We start from the raw sequence: 16,375 nt of genomic DNA, 5'->3' as shown, positions 1-16,375 counted from the left end.
ACGACGTCAACCTGACCGAATGCCCGGATTGTGCGCACTTCCGTGCCGGGGCAGCCCGCGCCTAACCGACGAGGCGGATCGACCCCAGAACAGCCAGCCCCGAAACCAGCGTCAGCTTCGAGGTCCCGGTCAGTTCGACCTTCAGCGTGCCGCGATCCGGGATGGCCACGTCTTCTCGGTCGAGGCGGACTCGACAATCGCCGCGAGCCGCGTAGACGAGGTGCGTGCCCGCCGCGAGCGGCCGATCGCCGGGCTCCCGAAGCGCCAGGAGTTCGATCTCCGCAGCACCACGCCGCGCCATCAGGTTCACGACTTCGACCGGTCCAGCTTCGAGCTCGGTGACGATCTCGAGCTCCCCGGTGAAGCGCACCGTCGTGAAGGGCTCACGCTCGTCGAACTCCCGCGTGGGCGCCCTCAGCACGAGCCCGCGCCCGTCAACGACCATCTGCAGGCGATCGATGCCGGGCATATGGGAAAACGGCCCCGGCGCCACGATCGGCGTGGACGCGAAGCGCCAAAGCAGACTGTCCCAATCCTTCACCGGCACATCGGCACGATGGGCATCCGCGATGTCGGTAAACACGCCGCCGCCATTCTTCCAGGGCGAGCGGGTGTAGTCGTCGGATTTCAGCAGCGTGGTTTTCATGTCGTGGGATCGTCCGGGAAAGGCCTGCGCGGGCATCCGCGCGCATCATGCGCGGTATCGGCCGATTTTGCCAACGGTTTCGACGAAGGCCGCACGCATTGACGCTGCCGCCGGAAACCTCGACATCCTCGGCTCCGCGCTCGATGCAGGTCCGGTCGAGGCCGCTCCCGCTCTGACGAACCAACGCGCGTGCTCGCCCGTGCTCTCCCGCCAATATTTTGCTATTGTCGGCACCATGGGCCAAATGGTCCAGCCAGTCGGGGTACGGCCATGGATGCACCCGGACAATTTCCGCTTCGTTCGGTCCCGAGTGCCGCCGGGACGATCGCCCGGCTCGCCTGTGCGAAGCTGCGCAACGCGGGACTGCCGCTCGAACCGTTGCTGCGAAAGGCGGGACTGAGCATCGAGCAGATCGACCGCGAGTCGATCGAGGTCCGGCGCCAGATCAAGCTGGTGCAGGTCGCGGCGGAAGCGCTCGACGACAATCTTCTCGGCTTCCATCTTGCGCGTGACTTCGACCTGCGCGAGGTCGGGCTGCTCTATTATGTCCTCGCTTCGTCGAACAGCTTCAGCGATGCCCTGGTCAGCGCGCAGCGCTACACCACCATCGTCAACGACGGCGTGCGACTGGGTTACCGGACCGGCCTGTCCATGACCATCACGCTCGACTATGTCGGCGTCGAGCGCACATCCGATCGCCACCAGATCGAGTTCTGGCTGGTCGCAATGATCCGCATGTGCAGGCAGATGACCGAGACCCGGATCGCGCCGCTGGAACTGAAGCTGCAGCATTTCCGCGACGGCACGCCGCCCGAGTTCCGCGCGCTTTTCGGTTGCGATGTCGCTTTCGGCGCAAGCAAGGACGAGATCGTCCTTCCGAACCAGACCAAGAGCCTGCCCATCGTCGGCAGTGATCGTCACTTGCATCAGCTGCTGGTGAAATATGCGGAGGAGCTTCTCGCCCGCCGCACCGCGCCGCGCACCAATCTGCGGTCCAGGGTCGAGGCCGTCATCGCTCCGCTGCTCCCTCACGGCAGGGCGAACGTATCGACGGTCGCGCAGCAGCTCGGCATGAGCGCCCGGACGCTCGCCCGCGAGCTGGCGGCAGACGGAGAAAGCTTCTCGCAGATCATGGACGACTACAGAGGCGAATTGGCCAAGGCCTACCTCGCTCACAGCAATCTGTCGGTTTCGCAGGTTGCCTGGCTCCTGGGCTATCAGGAGGTCAGCACGCTGACCCATGCATTCAGGCGCTGGTTCGGCATGACGCCGCGGCAATGGCGGATGGAAGACCGCTCGAAATAGCCGCGCCGCTCAGCATCCAGCGGTACAACACCGGGCACTCGCGGGTTGCCATCGGATCGGACCTCAAGCTATCAATGACCGGATTTTGGCGTTCTGCCTCGAAAGACATATCCGAGAATCCGAATTTGTTCGATCAACGTGTTTTTCAGCTCGCGCCGAGCCTTTCAAGCGCCGATTTCGAATTGCTGGTCGCCGCGCTCGGTGAAGGGGACAGGGCCGCTGCTGCATACCGGCGCTGGCGCCAGCATCTGGACTGGCAGACGCTGCCCGATCGCTGGCACAGGCTGTTGCCGTTGCTGCACGCAAGGCTGGTGCAGCGCAGCGAGGACGATCCGCTCGCCGAACGTATCAAGGGCTTGCGCCGATACATCTGGGCCAAGAACCTCAAGCTCATCAGCCTGGCCGCCAGCGTCCTCAGGGAATTCGAACGCGTCGGCATCGACGTCGTGCCCCTGAAGGGAACCTCGCTCCTGGCCAGCGGCATCGCGGACCGCAGCACCCGGCCGATGAACGATATCGACATGCTGATCCGAGACGATCAGGTCGATCAAGCCATCGCGGTCCTGGCGGACCTCGGCATACATCCGCGGTTCACGACCGGGGCAAGCCTGTCCGGAAAGCTGCTTCCCGATCGCGCGCTGTCCGGCTGGCCGTTCATGAATGCCGCGCAGCAAGAGGTCGACATTCACTGGAACGCGATGCATTTCGACCGCCGGCCGGACAGCGACAGGGAACTGTGGCGAAACACCCGGCCGGTGCAATTCGAAGGGATATCCACACGCATCCTCGCGCCCGAGGACCAGTTGATCAACGTCTGCGCACACGGGGCAAGAGATTCGGAGCCGACCTCGCTCCGCTCGATCGTCGATGCCGCCCTGGTGCTGCAGCATGCAGGCAAGATCGACTGGCAGATCGTGACCGCGCGCGCGCTCCAGCACCGCGTTTCCGCCGTCATGGCCAATGCGGTCGATCTGCTGAAAACCCTGCTGGATCTGCCGATCCCGGCCGGTGCCGTTCACGACCTTCGACGGCAATCCACGCGGCGCGAACGCACCGAGCTTCGAATCCTCAAACGGCCGCCGGATCGCTGGCGACAGGGGCTCTCCGGCTCTTTCATCAAACTGCAGGAGTTTCGACGAGGCCGGGCCGATCTTTTCAATGCGTCGGCAATGAGGGTCGCGGCCGCCCGACTGGTCGAGGAGACCGGCACCAACAACCTGCCGCAGGCATTGCGCCGCGTCCTCTATCGCCGCCTCGGCCAGCCTGCAAAGTGGCGAGACTACCTGATCTACGATGGGCAAGTCGCACTGCCCAGACCGGAGCAACTCCCGGGTCTGTCGGACCTTCGCGATATCGGCAGCGCGGTCACGGAGGGCATGTTCGTGCATGGATGGTCGATCGCTGAAGTCTCCGGACGATGGAGCGACGGCTACCAGGCAATTCTGGGCATACGCCTGGACCACCCCACCACAAAGCTGCCGGCGCTGTCGTTGACCTTCGTTCCCGCGCTGACGGACAAGCACACCGAGTTCAACTTGTCGGTCTTCTTCAACGATCGCCTGACCGCAACACGACGATTGGTGTTTGGCCGCGACGGGCAAACCGAAATGCTCTGCGTCGGTCCCGAACTTCCCGAACCGACCAGCACGTTGCTGGTCACACTCGAAATCGACAACCCCCTGCAACCGGGACGGCATTCCGGCGGCGCGCCCGATTGGCGCCGTCTCGGCATCTTGCTCTCAGGCGTCCGGGTCGTCGTCGCCTGAACGACGCAGCGCCGCGACGGCGGCATCGAATTCGTCGGTCTCCATCGGCGCAAATCGATGCGCCTCGATATCGCTCTCTTCCCACAGGGAGACGTCCCGAAACCGCGAGCCCGCATCGGGCGCCTGCAGATCGTATCGGGCAACCTGCTCGCGGCGGTCGGCAAGGCCGCGAACCAGCCACGTGAAATGCGCGATGAAAGCCCGTCGCGGCGCGATCGGACTGCCCGCGGGCACCCGGAAGCCGGGGGTGTGGATGTCGGACATGTAGCTGACGGCATCGGGCTGGAACATGCGCCACTGCGCGTCGAGAACGCCGAGTCGCGAGACGATGGTCGGATGACGGGAGTATTCGCAACGTCCGGAAGGTGCGATGCGGATGGTCCGGCGCTGGAAGCCGACAGCCTTGTACGGCAGCGTTTGCGCACCGGCCAGAACCCATTCGCAGAGCGACCGGTTCGGCAACTCGTCGTCGTCGAGGCGAACGACCCATTTCGAAGGCACGAGTTCCGGCACGAACTTGATCAGCGCCTCGACACGCGGATGCTCCGCGCGTGCTTTCGCATAGCCGATGCTGCGCCGCTTGAGGATGTCCTCGGTCCCGTCGGACGAGGACTCATCGAGAATGACGAACGGCTCGATGTGCAGCCGTCGGTAGCCATCCAGAATCGGATTCAGCCATCCCGCGCCGTTCTTCGTGATGATGACAAAGCGGACATCTGCTGCAGGAGCGCTCATTCGTGAATCATTTCATCAATGTCGTTCAACTCTGAGGATAGTCCCAGGAGTGCGCCCAATAGGTCGCCAGGTAGGATTCTGGGAAGAGCTGGGTGGCCTGCGCCGAAGACAACCGGCGACCGTTCGTGATGATCCTCTTCCTGAAATAGGCCTGATGAACCGGATTCGACCAGTCGATCGGATAGAAATAGTGGGAAGGCAATATCTGGACGGACGTCACTCCGCCCTCGGGCCAAAGCTGCTTCGGCATCAAGGCCTGGACCGTGGCGATCGCTTCGGTCACGCGCGGATCGCGATCGCGCGCGGTGTAGGCATCGACGGCCGCCTTCAGGATGATGGGCCCCGTCAGGTCCTCCGGGTTCGTGCGCGTGGACGTCGGCACCATCAGGAGGTGCATGACATAGAGCCAGAACTGCTGCCGGCGCGCCGACATCATCACGGCGTTGGGGATGGAGTGAACGAACTCCGGATCGTTTCCCATCCGGCCGAGGACGACCCCGTCATGAGCTCGGCAGAGATCGTCGAGCGGACGAAGGCACTCGCTGTCGAGGTCGATATAGACGCCGCCGAAATGGTACAGCCAGAAGTAACGAACCGCATCGACACGGTAGATCTCGGCCGGATAGCCGTCGTAGGTTGCCAGAAACCAGGGATAATGGTTTTTGACAAATTCCCGGTTGTCCGCGTCGTCCCAAAAATAATGGGAGAACTGCGGATTGAGCCGCTTTACTGTGCCTCTCCAATAATCGAAGTTCTCGGGCAGGGAGACCTTGGATTTCCAGGTTTGAAGAATGTTGCGCTCGATCATAAATTCCGCAGGAACAGGGCGCGAGGGGGAGAGCTGGTCAAGCCTATGACAACGGATACGCGAAAACAACCTGCCGCGCCCGCACATGCGCCTTCCCCGTGAAGTCGGATCAAGGACAGTCGCCGTCGCATGGCCTGGAATATCATCTGGCAAGTCGACCCTGACGATCTGACGTCCTGCATCGAGCGCGACTGGTTCGCCGAGATCACGGCCGATATTCCCGTCGACACCAAGGTTGTCGACTATGCCGGGGCGCCACGCCTCGCATGCGTTCTGCCGCGCTCCATCGCGTGCATTTCCAGCCCGAACCAGACCAGCCAGGACGATCTCGTCGCGTATCTGCGACGCCTACCCCGCCCGCTCGTCGTCTATCACATGAGCGACGAGTTCATCGAGGTCGGCCAGGCCTTTCACGAGCACTGCGATCTCATCATCCGAAACGGATCAGCCATCTTCGACGAACGCCATCCGAGGCTGATGCAGATTCCATTGGGCTATGCGTCGGGCTTCCGGAACATGTCGGAGCAATTCCCGGATGCCGGCAGCCGGAAGATCTCGTTCTCCTTCATGGGGAGCATGAAGCACGAGCGATCGACCCAAATGCTGCCCGCGATGACGACCTTGCCGGGCCAGCACTATGTCAGGAAGACAGGCTCATTCGCCGCCTCGACGCAGCGTTTCAACGCGACGTCGGTCGCGATCTACAAGAACACGGTGTTCGTGCCCAATCCGAAAGGCAATTGGAGCCCGGAGTGCAACCGCCTCTACGATGCGCTCGAATGGGGCTGCATTCCCTTGATCCGGGATTATGCGGAGTCACCCTATCACAGGGGTTACCACGACCGCCTGCTCGGACCGCACCCGATTCCGACCTTCTTCGATTGGGCTGACGCGGCCGCATTCGCCGGGGATCTCATGTCCCGCCCGGCGGCGCTCGACCGTCTCCAGGCGGACCTGTCCACGTGGTGGCGCGCCTACAAGGCCCGGCTGCGCGCCGACATTGCCCGCGCCTTGTCGCAGTATGAATAGTTCGGGGCGCGCCGTCAGGTCGATCCGCGGCGGCGGTCGAGCACCTTCTTGAGCATCTGGGCGTACTGCATCTGCTTGCTGGACATCCCTCGGCTCATGTTCGCGCGGTGAAGGCGACGCCGACACACCGTCTCGGGAATCATGATCTGCTCGATACCGGCATCTCTGGCGCGTGAACTCCATTCGATGAATTCGCCCAGCGCGAGCGACTCGTCGAAACGGCCTGCGAGTTCGAAGTCACGCTTGCGCATGAGCAGCGTCGAGCCGAGCCAGCCGGGTATCGCCGCATCGCTCGCCCTGAGCAACGCCGCCTCCTCCGGCGCGAGGTCGGGACTGACGAATTGCTGCAGGTGCCCGAAGATGATGGCGGGAGGCTTCGCTTGCGCCAGCGCCGCCACCTGCAATTCGAGCTTTCGCGGCAGCCAGAGATCGTCGCTGTCGACGAAAGCGATCAACTCCGTCTGCACGAGCGCGATGCCGGCATTGCGGGCATATGGCAGGCCGCCATGCGGAATGCGATGATAGCGGACGCGTCCCCCCAACGCGGCGGCAACGTCGGGGGTCGCGTCTTCCGATCCATCATCGACGATGATGACCTCGCTGGCCGCCAGCGTCTGGTCCAGCACGCTGGCGACACATTCGGCCAGATAGAGGGCACCATTGTAGACGGGAATGATCACCGTCACGTCGTTCCGCATCGGCGCTATCCTGATTGCGGTCCCCGGCGAAGCAACGTCGCTTCCCGCAGGACATTTTCGTAGTCACTCACAAGCCGCGAGAAGTCAAATCGATCGCATGCCCGCTGCCTCGCGGCCGCGCCGAAACTCCGCGCGGCAGGGGGATCGCCCAGGAGCTGCATGATCGCGCCGGCGAGTTGATCCGCCTCTTCCGCCTCGACAACGAGCCCCGATCTGCCGTGCTCGACAATCTCAGGAAGACCGCCGACATTGGACACGATCGCGGGCCTCGCCATCTGCGCCGCCTGCAATGCGACCAGCCCGAACGGCTCGGCCCAGCGCGACGGCACCACGACGATGGCAGAGCCGTCGATGAGCCCGGGCACGTCATCCGGCATCACCCAGCCGACGAACTCGACCTGTGAGGCGAGGCCGAGCTCGGTTGCCAGCGACACGAGGCTGCCGTGCTCCGGTCCGTCGCCCGCGATCGTCAGGGTCGCAGCAACGCCCCTCGATCGCAGCAGCGCCATCGCGCGAATGGCAACATCGAATCCCTTGTCCGACAGCAACCGGCCGAGGCACAGCAGCCTGGCCGAGCCCTTCGGGACTTCGGTCGGCATCATGGAAGGCATCGGCAGCGCATTGCGGATCACCGAAAGCTTGGCGGAGGCCGCCGGCACGGCCGCCGCGATCGCGTCCGCCTGGGCCTGCGAAACCGCGACGACGCGGTCGGCATCCGCGATGAGGCGATCCTGAAGCGTTCCCTTGTCGCTTCTGATCGTCGAATGCAGCGTCAGTATCCGCGGCAAGTCTCCGGTCGAACCGCCGCGCTGAAAGAAGAACGAGCTCAAGAGGGCATCGTTGAGGTGCAGGACATCGGGGCGGAAGTCATCCAGCAAGCCGGCCAACTGGTCGTTGATCCCACGGATCGCAGACAGGTCGCGTCTTGCGAGAGCCGCGCCGAATTCAAGACGCACGATATCGATGCCGGCATAGGTCTGGCGACCCGCGCGATCTGACGCCTCGCAGGCCGCAACGACGAGGACGTCGTGCCCGCGCCGAATGTATTCCCGGGTGAGATGGAACGAGAGAACCTCCGCTCCACCGATCATGCTTAACAGGAAGCCGTTACATTGGTACAGTATGCGCACAGAAAATCCGGAGGCTAGCAATCCAACGATGATACCACGAATTATTCATCAATCGTGGAAGGATGAGAACGTCCCGGAGCGCTGGCTGCCTTACCAGAAAACCTGGCGGGACAAGCACCCCGACTACGAGTATCGCTTCTGGACGGACGACGACAACAGGCGCTTCGTCGAGCAGTTCTATCCTCGCCTGCTTCCGACCTATGATGGCTATCGGCATCCCGTGAACAGGGCCGACCTGGCGCGATGTCTTGTGGTGGCGCATCATGGCGGAATCTACGCCGATCTCGACTGCGAGTGCCTACGCCCGCTCGACGATCTGTTGACCGGCCGGGAGCTGATTTTCGGCTTCGAGCCAAAGGCGCATGTCGAGAAGCCGGCCGTCGCATCTCGCGGCCTGAGCCGGATCGTTTGCAACGCCATCTTCGCCGCGATCCCGAACCATCCATTCTGGGAGCACCTTCTGCCGCTGATGGAGGCCGCCCGCGACGAACCGAATGTGCTGGAGGCGACAGGCCCGTTCGTCCTGACGCGAGCCTATGAATCCTATCCCGCGCAGAGCGGCATCACGGTCCTGCCATCGAACGTGTTCTATCCGGTCGATCATTTCCTTCAGAACACGAGCGAGGCCGCGAGCGGAGACGCCTCCTATGTCGTTCATCACTGGGCGGGAACCTGGTGGCGGAGCGCGGTTCTGAACAACGCCCGGCAGCGCATTCTCGCGGCGCGCAAGGACGGCGCTACGCCCGGAGGTCGCTGAGCAGCCGGGTCAGCAACGGCGGGATCTCGTCGATCGACGAACCGATCTGCAGTTCGAAGCACGGCAGGTCGCGCAGCATCTCCTGGACCTTGACCAGGGTATGCTGTCCCGTCCAGCGCGACAGTTCGATCGTGCTCAACGCCGTTTCGCGTTGCGCGACCTCGGGCGATATCCGGGAGATCGCGGACGGACCATGCGCGACGACCCACGGCAGTACGACACCGCGAAGAGGCATCGAGCGCACGAGGCGTTCGCGGAAGCGGTCGTGCAGGAAGAAGATCGCCTTCTCACGATCCAGCCGGTCGGGATTCGATGCCAGCCCGTCCAGAAGCGGATGCCGCGCGAGGTCTCCGCCTGAGAGCTTCCCGGTGCTGTAGAGGCTGTGCACGACCCATGGCGCCGCGGACAGGAAACAGAAGTCGTCGCTCGCATAACGCAGGCCCGAACGGAGGCAGCTGAGCGCGACATTGGATTTGCCGCGCCCTCCCGCGCCGGCCAAGAAGAGGCCTCCGTCGGGATGCCCTATTGCACCGCCATGAACCGCGACATAGCCCACGCGCTGGAGCCATTCGTGGAGCAGCGGCCGCATCGGCGCACCGATTTCCCAGTGCGGCATTTCGGCGGCCGACCGTGTCCAATACAGCGCGTGCCGGCGCTCCATATCCAGCATCCGGAGGATCAACGGATCGAACTGCAAGGCGGTGTGAAACCGGTCGTCGTTGAAGCCGGAAATGAAGCCTTCGCGCCGATAGTCCTGGATGGTCCAGCCCGGCGAGACCGGCGCGGAGCCGGTGCTCTCGCTGTCCCACGCGCACACGGTGAGGTCGGGCTCCGTGACCGGCTCGGTCACCAGATGCGCGAATGCGGGCAGGATCGCCTGCGCCATCGCGCCCGCGCTCACGCGAAGCCTGACGGTCCGCTCCCCGAGAAGGATGTCACGCGACACGATCGGGCGGGATGACGCGACATCCTGGAATTTTCGAAATGTGGCCTCGAAATAGTCCGCCGGGCGCTGCGCGTTCGAATGTCCGGGAGGCATCAATATCTCGATGGCAATCGAAGGTGCTAGTCGAGCTGCTTTCGGGTCGTCGGCCAGCCCTGCTCGTCGACCTCGTGGACGGGGTCGAGCAGGAGCATCTCTTCCATGTCGGTGTACTTCTGCAGGACGGGCGGCACGAAGGATTGATCGGGCTTCGCGGCGGCGATCGGCGCTGGTCCGGGCTCGCCGCCGGCGGAAGCGTCGACTTCGACGAGCGACTCCGCGACGAGCTGCGCGAAGAAATCGGCCAGGGCGCGGGCGACGTCGGATGCGTCACTCGGGTGAGCGGCCGTGTAGTGATCGACGATCGTCCGGTCCGGAACGCCCTCGCCGACGAGGCGCCACACGGCGCTCGCGGAGCCCTGAGCGCTGTAATAGCTCCCGGTATCCAGATTCACGATCACCGTCTCGTCGCCGAACGTGTCGTGCACGGTCGATGGCTTGATTCTGAATGTCTTGATATCCACGACGAGCCCCGCTTTTCGGTTTTTTCACCGAAGAAAGCCGGCACTGTCAACCGCCAAGTCGCCCGTAAGGCACGGTTCTCCCGGCGGAAAATGGCCGGCTCACCGGCACAATCCAAAATAGATCGGATATTTCGCTCACCCCAAGCGGGAATCCGCGGAGAATGCGCCCGGCCAGGACGCGTTCCGCAGGCGCGCGGCCCTACCAGAAGCCCCGCTGCACCGGCTGCGCCGGTTGGTAATATTGATACTGGCTGCGCCGGCGCGGATTGACCGGCTGCGGGGTCGGTTCGCGCTGCTGGAAGAAGAAGCCGAAGCCGTTGCCGCCATTGTCCCAGCCGTCATCGCTCGCAATGGCCATCGGCGGTGCGGTCGGCTTGCGCGTGATGAAGCCGCCCTGGGGGTGGTTGCTCAGCACGGCGACGAACTCGGTGCGATAGTTGGTCTCGGCGCTCAGCGGCTCGTCCGAGACGATGATCGAGGAACGCGGCAATGCGGTCGGCCCGATGCGATCGATGATCTCCTGCGGGATGGTGATGCGGTCGAGCGCGTCCTTGGCGTCGTCGCCATTGTCGATCGTGACCACGCTCCAGCGCAGGCCCGCATCGTTCCGCGCCATCGCCGTGAAGATGTGCGTTCCGAGCGGTTGGTCGGGATTGCGGATCGAGACGGGAACCTCGATGCTGGTGTCGAACACCTCGCCGCCGCCGTCCGGTGCCGGCTTGTGCGTGTTGCGGCGCACGTAGAGCTTCTGCGTCGCGCGGCTGATGTAGACCGAGACGGGCTCGAGCGCGAGCTTGGCGTCGGTCGAAGCCTTCACCGCGTCGGCCTTCTTCGCCGCCGCCGCCTTGGAGGCCTCCTTGGTCGCCGCCACGGCATCGCGCTTCGGCTGCGCGGCGGCCTTGGCCGCGTCGAGTTGCGTCGCTGCGTCCGCAGCCTTGGTGGCGGCCTTCTGCTTCAGCTCATCGGCCTGTGCCCGGGCCTGGTCGGTCTTCGCCCCCGCCAGCTTCTTGTCGGCAAACGCGAGTTCGGCATCGGCTCTGCTCTTCTGCTGCTCGAGCTTGCGCAGCGACGCCGGAAGCGAGGCGGCCTCCTTCGCCGCCGCCGAAGCGGCCTTCTTGGCCTCGTCGGCGGCGCGGGCGGCCTCCTCGGCCTCGGCGGAAAGCTTGTCGGCGCGAGACGGAACCGCCGCGATCGCGGCCTTGCTCGGCACGAACAGCGAGGGATGAGAGAAATCGACCGGAGCCGCGTCGAGCGGCGAGATGATCACCCGCATCCCGATCTGGGTCTTGTCGAACAGGTTCTCGGCAAAGCCGAAGGGCATCCGCACGCAGCCATGCGAGGCCGCATAGCCCGGCAGCGGTCCGCCGTGCAGCGCGATGCCGTTCCAGGTGATGCGCTGCATGTTCGGCATCCAGGCATCGTCGTACATGGTCGAGTGATGGTCCTTGTCCTTCTCGACCACGGCGAAGACACCCGCCGGCGTCTCGCGGCCGGTGGTGCCGGTCGACACCGGTGCGCGCAGGATCCAGCCGTCGGCATCGTAGAAGGTGACCTGCTGGCTCTTGATCGACACGATCGCCATGATCGGCTCGCCCGCCGCGCGCGGCGCCACCGCCTCGACCGTCTGGCGCGCCTGCTTGGCCGCAGCTCCCACGGTCAGCGCCACCAGGGCAGCCGCCGTCGCAAGCGCGACGCTTCCGGGAGATCTCCGACGCCGCATCGCCACGGTGGATTGCGCCATCGTCAATCGGTTTTTCATGCCATTCCCCGGTTCAATGCCAGCCGTGCCTGTGTCGATCACATCTCAGATTGCGATCTTTGGATTAAGAAATCGCAGCCGCTGTCCGTGTCGTTCCCGAGGAAATTCAGCGAGTTCCCGCGGCAAATCTCTCATATACGACGGCCCGCGCAGGAGGAAGGGTCGCCCGCGATCGGGACCGCCCCGAGGCCGAGCCAGCCGCTGCGGCAAGATGTCTACGCCCCGGCGAACGCAGGAGTTCCAGCCCTCCACGTGCGGAGCGGAGCCGTGCCAGCGGCTTCCACCGCCGGCCGCGTCGTCGTCCCGCCGGAGCGACCGAACAATGCGAATGAGACGAGCACAAGGCCGGAAGGCAGACACCGCGATTCGCAAGACGAATATGAGGCCACCGGCCGATCGGAGAGGCTCGGCTTACGTTACATTTTTGTGACATAGGCCACAGAGGCTTCCTCCTCATGCTGCTACCTTCGCGCGCATGATGAAGCATCTCAGGCTACCGATCATCCTCTCTGCTCTGGTCGCAGCGACGCAAAGCTTCGCTGGCGAAACCAAGGGAGCAGGCTCAACCTTCGTCTCGCCAGTGATGGCGAGATGGATCGACGGCTACAAGGCGAAGACCGGCAACATCGTCAGCTATCAACCGGTGGGATCGAGCATTGGCGTCGGCCTGATCAAGAAGGCCGCCGTCGACTTCGGCGCGACCGACATGCCGCTCGACCCGAAAGAGCTGGATAAACTCGGCATGATCCAGTTCCCCGTCGTCATCGGGGGAGTCGTTCCTGTCGTCAACATCGCGGGCGTCAAGCCGGGGCAGATTCGTTTCACCGGGCAAGTGCTCGCGGACATCTATCTCGGCAAGGTCAAATCCTGGAGCGATCCGGCCGTTCAGGCGATCAATCCCGATCTGAAGCTGCCGAACGCACCGATCACCGTCGTTCATCGCATCGACGGATCGGGAACGACGTTCAACTGGTCGGACTATTTGTCAAAGGTCAGCTCGCAATGGAAAGCGAGTGTTGGATCTGGCACCTCCGTCGAATGGCCGCTCGGCGTCGGCGGAAAGGGCAATGACGGCGTCGCCTCGCTCGTCAGCCTCGTTCCGGGTGCGATCGGCTATCTCGAATATGCCTACGCGCTGCAACGGCTCGACAAGATCTCCTTCGGCGTGGTGCAGAACAGTGCCGGCAATTTCGTCGTTCCGGACGCCGCATCATTCCAGGCGGCGGCCTCGAGCGCGGACTGGAAGGCGGAGAAGGATTTCCACCTCGTGCTGACCAACGCGCCGGGAGTGGATGCCTATCCCATCACCGCCACGACATTCGTGCTGATGCCCAAGCAGCCGCTATCCCTGGACAGGGCGGCCACCGCGATCGACTTCATCCGCTGGTCGCTGGAAAACGGGAAGCCGCAGGCGGAAACCCTCAACTACGTTCCTCTGCCGGCTGCCCTGATCGAGCAGGTCGAACTCTACTGGCAGCAGAGCTTCGAGGCAGCGCCGACGATCACGGCGGCGGCCGGCAAGCGCTGACGCCGCACGCAGGGGCTGGACGCGACGCGCCCGGCCCTACGGCCCAACGCCGACCGCCTTGCTTTCGACGAAGGCATCGATCTCCGCATCGCTCAGGCCGGCCTCGCGCAGCACCTCGCGCGAGTGCTCGCCGAGGTGAGGCGGCATGCGGTGGATGCCCGCGGGGCTCTCGGAGAACTTCGTCGCAGGACGCGCCTGGCGAATGTGCCCTTCGGTCGGATGGTCGATATCGGCGAACAACCCGACAGCGGCAAGATGCGGCTGTTGGGTGATCTCGGTGAGCCGGGCGAAGGCCGTATGCGGCACGTCCAGCCGCAGCAGGAGTTCCTCCCACTCCGCCGTGGTGCGGGTCGGTCCGATCTCGCTCATGCGGTCGTAGATCTTGTCGATGTTCTGGGCTCGCAGCACGGGATCGCGTACGGCGAGTTCCTCGGTCAGTTCGGGGCGGCCGACGGCCTCGAAGAAGGCGCACCAATTGTCCCCGGAATAGGGCAGCATGGTCAGCCAGCCGTCCTTGGTCCGGACCGGGCGCCGCTCCTTCATCCGCTTGTAGCCGGTCGGGCCGATCGGCGGATCGAACGCATGTCCGCCCAGCATCTCGATGCTGTTGAAGCCTGCGATCGTTTCCAGCATGGGCACTTCGACCAGCTGGCCCTGCCCGCTCCGTTCGCGCCGGAACAGGGCCGCGGACACCGCGCCGACCATCGCCATGGCGCAGATCTTGTCACCGACAAGGCTCGGGATGAACTCCGGCTCCTCGTCCGATCCGATCGAGGATGCCAGCCCCGAGGCCGCCTGGATGATCTCGTCGAAGGCGGGGCGGGCCGCCCACGGACCGTCCTGGCCGAAGCCGGTGGCGGCGGCGTAGATTAGCTTCGGATTGAGCTGCGCGCAGGCGTCGTAGCCGAAGCCGAGCCGCGCCATCGCGGCCGGCCGGACATTGGTCACCAGCGCATCGACCGTCGGGATCAACCTCGCCAGCACCGCCTTGCCGTCCGGGTGCTTCAGATCGAGCGCCAGGCTGCGCTTGTTGCGGTTGACCGCCATGAACTGCCCGCTCATGCCACGGTTCCGGAACAGGCCCGCATAACGCCACGTATCTCCCGTCAGCGGCTCCACCTTGATGACATCGGCGCCCCAGTCGCCGAGCATCTGCGCGGCATAGGGGCCGAACAGCACGCTCGTCAGATCGAGAACGCGGATGCCGCTGAGGGGACCTGTCGCTGTCATCGTCTCTTCACCGGGGCTGGAGGGCTGATCGAGATGGGCGAGGACGAGGAGAAGGCTGCCGCCCTCCCCGCCGGCCACGATGGGTGGATCCTATTCGCCGAGAACGTCGCCGAACAGCTCCCAGGATTTTCCGTTGAAGCGCGCCATCTGCAATTGCCGGATCGGCGTGACCTGCTCGGCCGAGGTGTTCAGCTTGATGCCAGGGAGCAGCATCGGCAGCTCCACGTCCTTGAACGACTGCGCCTGCTTCATCAGATTGGCCCGCGTGAGGTCGTTGCCGGCGCGCTGCAATACCATCTCCATCATCTGCGCCATGGTGTAGCCCGTGACGTTGAAGATATCGGCGGGATCGGCGCCGGAATTGTAGGTCTTCATCCATTCGCGCCAGGCCTTGACGCCGGCGTCGTTCTCCCAACGCGGGTCGCCGGGGTCCTTCAGGAACGCGCCGGTGACGATGCCGACGGCATTGTCGAGCCCGGCGGGAGCCAGCACGGATCCGACGGAATTGGAGACGGCGGGCAGGATGATCTGCGGCTTCCAGCCGAGCTCGGCGATCTTCTTGATCGCCTGCGCCGCGAATTTCGGCGTGCACTCGTTGAAAACGACGTCTGCGCCGGCAGCCTTGAACTTGACGATCTGTGAGTCGACGGTCGGATCGGACGTCTCGTAGACCGCCTCCGACACGATCTGGTTGACGTGCTCGCCGAGTCCCTCCTTGAAGCCGGCGAGATAGTCGCGCCCCGGATCTTCATTCGGCGTGATGACGGCGATCTTGGCGTCCGGCTTGTTCGCCAGAATCCACTTGGCGTAGATCTTCCCCTCGGTCCTGTAGGTCGGCTGCGAGCCGGTGGTCCAGGGGAAATGCTGCGGATCGTTCCAGCGGCTGGCACCACTCGACGGAAACAGCTGCGGGATCTTCTTGGCGTTGAGATATTTCTGCGCGGCGATGTTCGGGCCGGTGCCGAGCATCGAGAACATCGCGAAGACTTCGTCACTCTCGACGAGGCGCCGCACCTGCTCCACCGTCTTCGCCGGCGAATAGGCGTCGTCCATGCTGAGGAGTTCGACCTTGCGGCCGTTGATACCACCCTTGTCGTTGAGCATCTTGAAGTAGGCGGTCTCGGCACGGCCGATCGCGGCATAGGCGGAAGCCGGCCCCGAGTACGGCATGGTCTGCCCGAGCTTGATGGACGTATCAGTTGCGCCCGTATCGTAGTTTCCCGCCAGCGCAGCCGAAGCAGATCCAAGGACTGCGAACAGAGCGACAGCTCCACGAACCAGTCGCGATTGTTTTCCCGGCATGCTCGGCATCTCCTTCAGGCAGGGTGCGACGCCCGGGCTCGCAGGCCACCGTCGGCGTCCTCCACTTTCTTCTTGGTTATCGTCAGCCGCATCGACCACGATGCAGTCGAGCGGACGATACCGCGATTATGAAGCGAGAGATGTAGCGGAGAATTCAGATGCGTATGCGCGCTCCG

General features: G+C 64.2%; 15 protein-coding genes. 5 read left to right on the top strand and 10 right to left on the bottom strand.

Going from position 1 to position 16,375, the window contains the following annotated elements; all coding sequences use genetic code 11:
* Positions 1–61: 61 nt before the first annotated feature.
* A complete protein-coding gene (locus QM712_RS02390; protein ID WP_415021430.1) occupies positions 62–646 on the bottom strand; it encodes a HutD family protein in 585 nt (194 codons plus the stop codon).
* Positions 647–916: 270 nt separating this feature from the next.
* On the opposite strand from QM712_RS02390, the gene QM712_RS02385 reads away from it, so the two are divergent.
* Both QM712_RS02385 and QM712_RS02380 read left to right on the top strand, forming a co-directional pair.
* Positions 917–1,951, top strand: a complete 1,035-nt coding sequence (locus QM712_RS02385) for an AraC family transcriptional regulator ligand-binding domain-containing protein (protein ID WP_415021429.1) — start codon at positions 917–919, stop codon at positions 1,949–1,951.
* Between the two features lie 182 nt (positions 1,952–2,133).
* The gene (locus QM712_RS02380) at positions 2,134–3,717 is read left to right on the top strand and encodes a nucleotidyltransferase family protein (RefSeq protein WP_415021428.1); all 1,584 of its coding nucleotides are present in this window, start codon (positions 2,134–2,136) and stop codon (positions 3,715–3,717) included.
* Here QM712_RS02380 and QM712_RS02375 read toward each other — a convergent pair.
* Complete coding sequence (locus tag QM712_RS02375; protein ID WP_415021427.1) at positions 3,691–4,452, bottom strand: hypothetical protein; 762 nt, start codon at positions 4,450–4,452, stop codon at positions 3,691–3,693. The two genes, QM712_RS02380 and QM712_RS02375, sit on opposite strands and share 27 nt — an antisense overlap.
* Positions 4,453–4,477: 25 nt before the next feature.
* Positions 4,478–5,260, bottom strand: a complete 783-nt coding sequence (locus QM712_RS02370; RefSeq protein ID WP_415021426.1) for a glycosyltransferase family 32 protein — start codon at positions 5,258–5,260, stop codon at positions 4,478–4,480.
* A gap of 129 nt (positions 5,261–5,389) precedes the next feature.
* Between QM712_RS02370 and QM712_RS02365 the strand changes: the two genes are divergently transcribed.
* Positions 5,390–6,289 carry a hypothetical protein gene (locus QM712_RS02365; protein ID WP_415021425.1) on the top strand — a complete coding sequence of 300 codons (900 nt, stop codon included), beginning with the start codon at positions 5,390–5,392 and terminating at the stop codon, positions 6,287–6,289.
* 14 nt (positions 6,290–6,303) lie between these two features.
* Here QM712_RS02365 and QM712_RS02360 read toward each other — a convergent pair whose 3' ends face one another.
* Positions 6,304–6,987 (bottom strand): glycosyltransferase family 2 protein, encoded by a 684-nt coding sequence (locus QM712_RS02360; protein WP_415021424.1) that lies wholly within the window; start codon positions 6,985–6,987, stop codon positions 6,304–6,306.
* A gap of 5 nt (positions 6,988–6,992) precedes the next feature.
* Entirely contained in the window at positions 6,993–8,078 is a 1,086-nt protein-coding gene (locus QM712_RS02355; RefSeq protein ID WP_415021423.1) for a glycosyltransferase family 4 protein, read from the bottom strand.
* Between the two features lie 67 nt (positions 8,079–8,145).
* On the opposite strand from QM712_RS02355, the gene QM712_RS02350 reads away from it, so the two are divergent.
* The gene (locus tag QM712_RS02350; RefSeq protein ID WP_415021422.1) at positions 8,146–8,874 is read left to right on the top strand and encodes a glycosyltransferase; all 729 of its coding nucleotides are present in this window, start codon (positions 8,146–8,148) and stop codon (positions 8,872–8,874) included.
* On the opposite strand, the gene QM712_RS02345 is transcribed toward QM712_RS02350, so the two are convergent.
* From QM712_RS02345 to QM712_RS02335, 3 genes are all read right to left on the bottom strand, one after another.
* Positions 8,855–9,913: a hypothetical protein gene (locus tag QM712_RS02345; protein ID WP_415021421.1), complete on the bottom strand. Its 1,059-nt coding sequence runs from the start codon at positions 9,911–9,913 to the stop codon at positions 8,855–8,857. The genes QM712_RS02350 and QM712_RS02345 overlap by 20 nt on opposite strands.
* A 26-nt stretch (positions 9,914–9,939) precedes the next feature.
* The gene (locus QM712_RS02340; RefSeq protein WP_415021420.1) at positions 9,940–10,380 is read right to left on the bottom strand and encodes a PqqD family protein; all 441 of its coding nucleotides are present in this window, start codon (positions 10,378–10,380) and stop codon (positions 9,940–9,942) included.
* Between the two features lie 199 nt (positions 10,381–10,579).
* Complete coding sequence (locus QM712_RS02335) at positions 10,580–12,139, bottom strand: L,D-transpeptidase (RefSeq protein WP_415021419.1); 1,560 nt, start codon at positions 12,137–12,139, stop codon at positions 10,580–10,582.
* Between the two features lie 475 nt (positions 12,140–12,614).
* Between QM712_RS02335 and pstS the strand changes: the two genes are divergently transcribed.
* Positions 12,615–13,667 carry a phosphate ABC transporter substrate-binding protein PstS gene (gene pstS / locus QM712_RS02330; RefSeq protein WP_415021418.1) on the top strand — a complete coding sequence of 351 codons (1,053 nt, stop codon included), beginning with the start codon at positions 12,615–12,617 and terminating at the stop codon, positions 13,665–13,667.
* 36 nt (positions 13,668–13,703) lie between these two features.
* Here the strand turns inward: pstS and QM712_RS02325 are convergent, their stop codons facing one another.
* Positions 13,704–14,897 (bottom strand): CaiB/BaiF CoA transferase family protein, encoded by a 1,194-nt coding sequence (locus QM712_RS02325; protein WP_415021417.1) that lies wholly within the window; start codon positions 14,895–14,897, stop codon positions 13,704–13,706.
* Positions 14,898–14,987: 90 nt separating this feature from the next.
* Positions 14,988–16,199, bottom strand: a complete 1,212-nt coding sequence (locus QM712_RS02320; RefSeq protein WP_415021416.1) for an ABC transporter substrate-binding protein — start codon at positions 16,197–16,199, stop codon at positions 14,988–14,990.
* Positions 16,200–16,375: the final 176 nt, after the last annotated feature.

Origin of the sequence: Bradyrhizobium sp., assembly GCF_047605465.1 — a bacterium.
Taxonomy (GTDB): Bacteria; Pseudomonadota; Alphaproteobacteria; order Rhizobiales; family Xanthobacteraceae; genus Bradyrhizobium.
Note: the sequence above shows the minus strand (reverse complement) of the source record. Positions and strands in the feature narration are given on the sequence as shown.

What these genes read in the sequence shown, in the direction of transcription:
- QM712_RS02370 (WP_415021426.1), bottom strand. Translation starts at nt 5,260, where the DNA reads ATGATCGAGCGCAACATTCTTCAAACCTGGAAATCCAAGGTCTCCCTG.
- QM712_RS02335 (WP_415021419.1), bottom strand. Translation starts at nt 12,139, where the DNA reads ATGAAAAACCGATTGACGATGGCGCAATCCACCGTGGCGATGCGGCGT.
- QM712_RS02390 (WP_415021430.1), bottom strand. Translation starts at nt 646, where the DNA reads ATGAAAACCACGCTGCTGAAATCCGACGACTACACCCGCTCGCCCTGG.
- QM712_RS02365 (WP_415021425.1), top strand. Translation starts at nt 5,390, where the DNA reads ATGGCCTGGAATATCATCTGGCAAGTCGACCCTGACGATCTGACGTCC.
- pstS (WP_415021418.1), top strand. Translation starts at nt 12,615, where the DNA reads ATGATGAAGCATCTCAGGCTACCGATCATCCTCTCTGCTCTGGTCGCA.
- QM712_RS02355 (WP_415021423.1), bottom strand. Translation starts at nt 8,078, where the DNA reads ATGATCGGTGGAGCGGAGGTTCTCTCGTTCCATCTCACCCGGGAATAC.
- QM712_RS02385 (WP_415021429.1), top strand. Translation starts at nt 917, where the DNA reads ATGGATGCACCCGGACAATTTCCGCTTCGTTCGGTCCCGAGTGCCGCC.
- QM712_RS02320 (WP_415021416.1), bottom strand. Translation starts at nt 16,199, where the DNA reads ATGCCGGGAAAACAATCGCGACTGGTTCGTGGAGCTGTCGCTCTGTTC.
- QM712_RS02360 (WP_415021424.1), bottom strand. Translation starts at nt 6,987, where the DNA reads ATGCGGAACGACGTGACGGTGATCATTCCCGTCTACAATGGTGCCCTC.
- QM712_RS02350 (WP_415021422.1), top strand. Translation starts at nt 8,146, where the DNA reads ATGATACCACGAATTATTCATCAATCGTGGAAGGATGAGAACGTCCCG.
- QM712_RS02325 (WP_415021417.1), bottom strand. Translation starts at nt 14,897, where the DNA reads ATGACAGCGACAGGTCCCCTCAGCGGCATCCGCGTTCTCGATCTGACG.
- QM712_RS02345 (WP_415021421.1), bottom strand. Translation starts at nt 9,913, where the DNA reads ATGCCTCCCGGACATTCGAACGCGCAGCGCCCGGCGGACTATTTCGAG.
- QM712_RS02375 (WP_415021427.1), bottom strand. Translation starts at nt 4,452, where the DNA reads ATGAGCGCTCCTGCAGCAGATGTCCGCTTTGTCATCATCACGAAGAAC.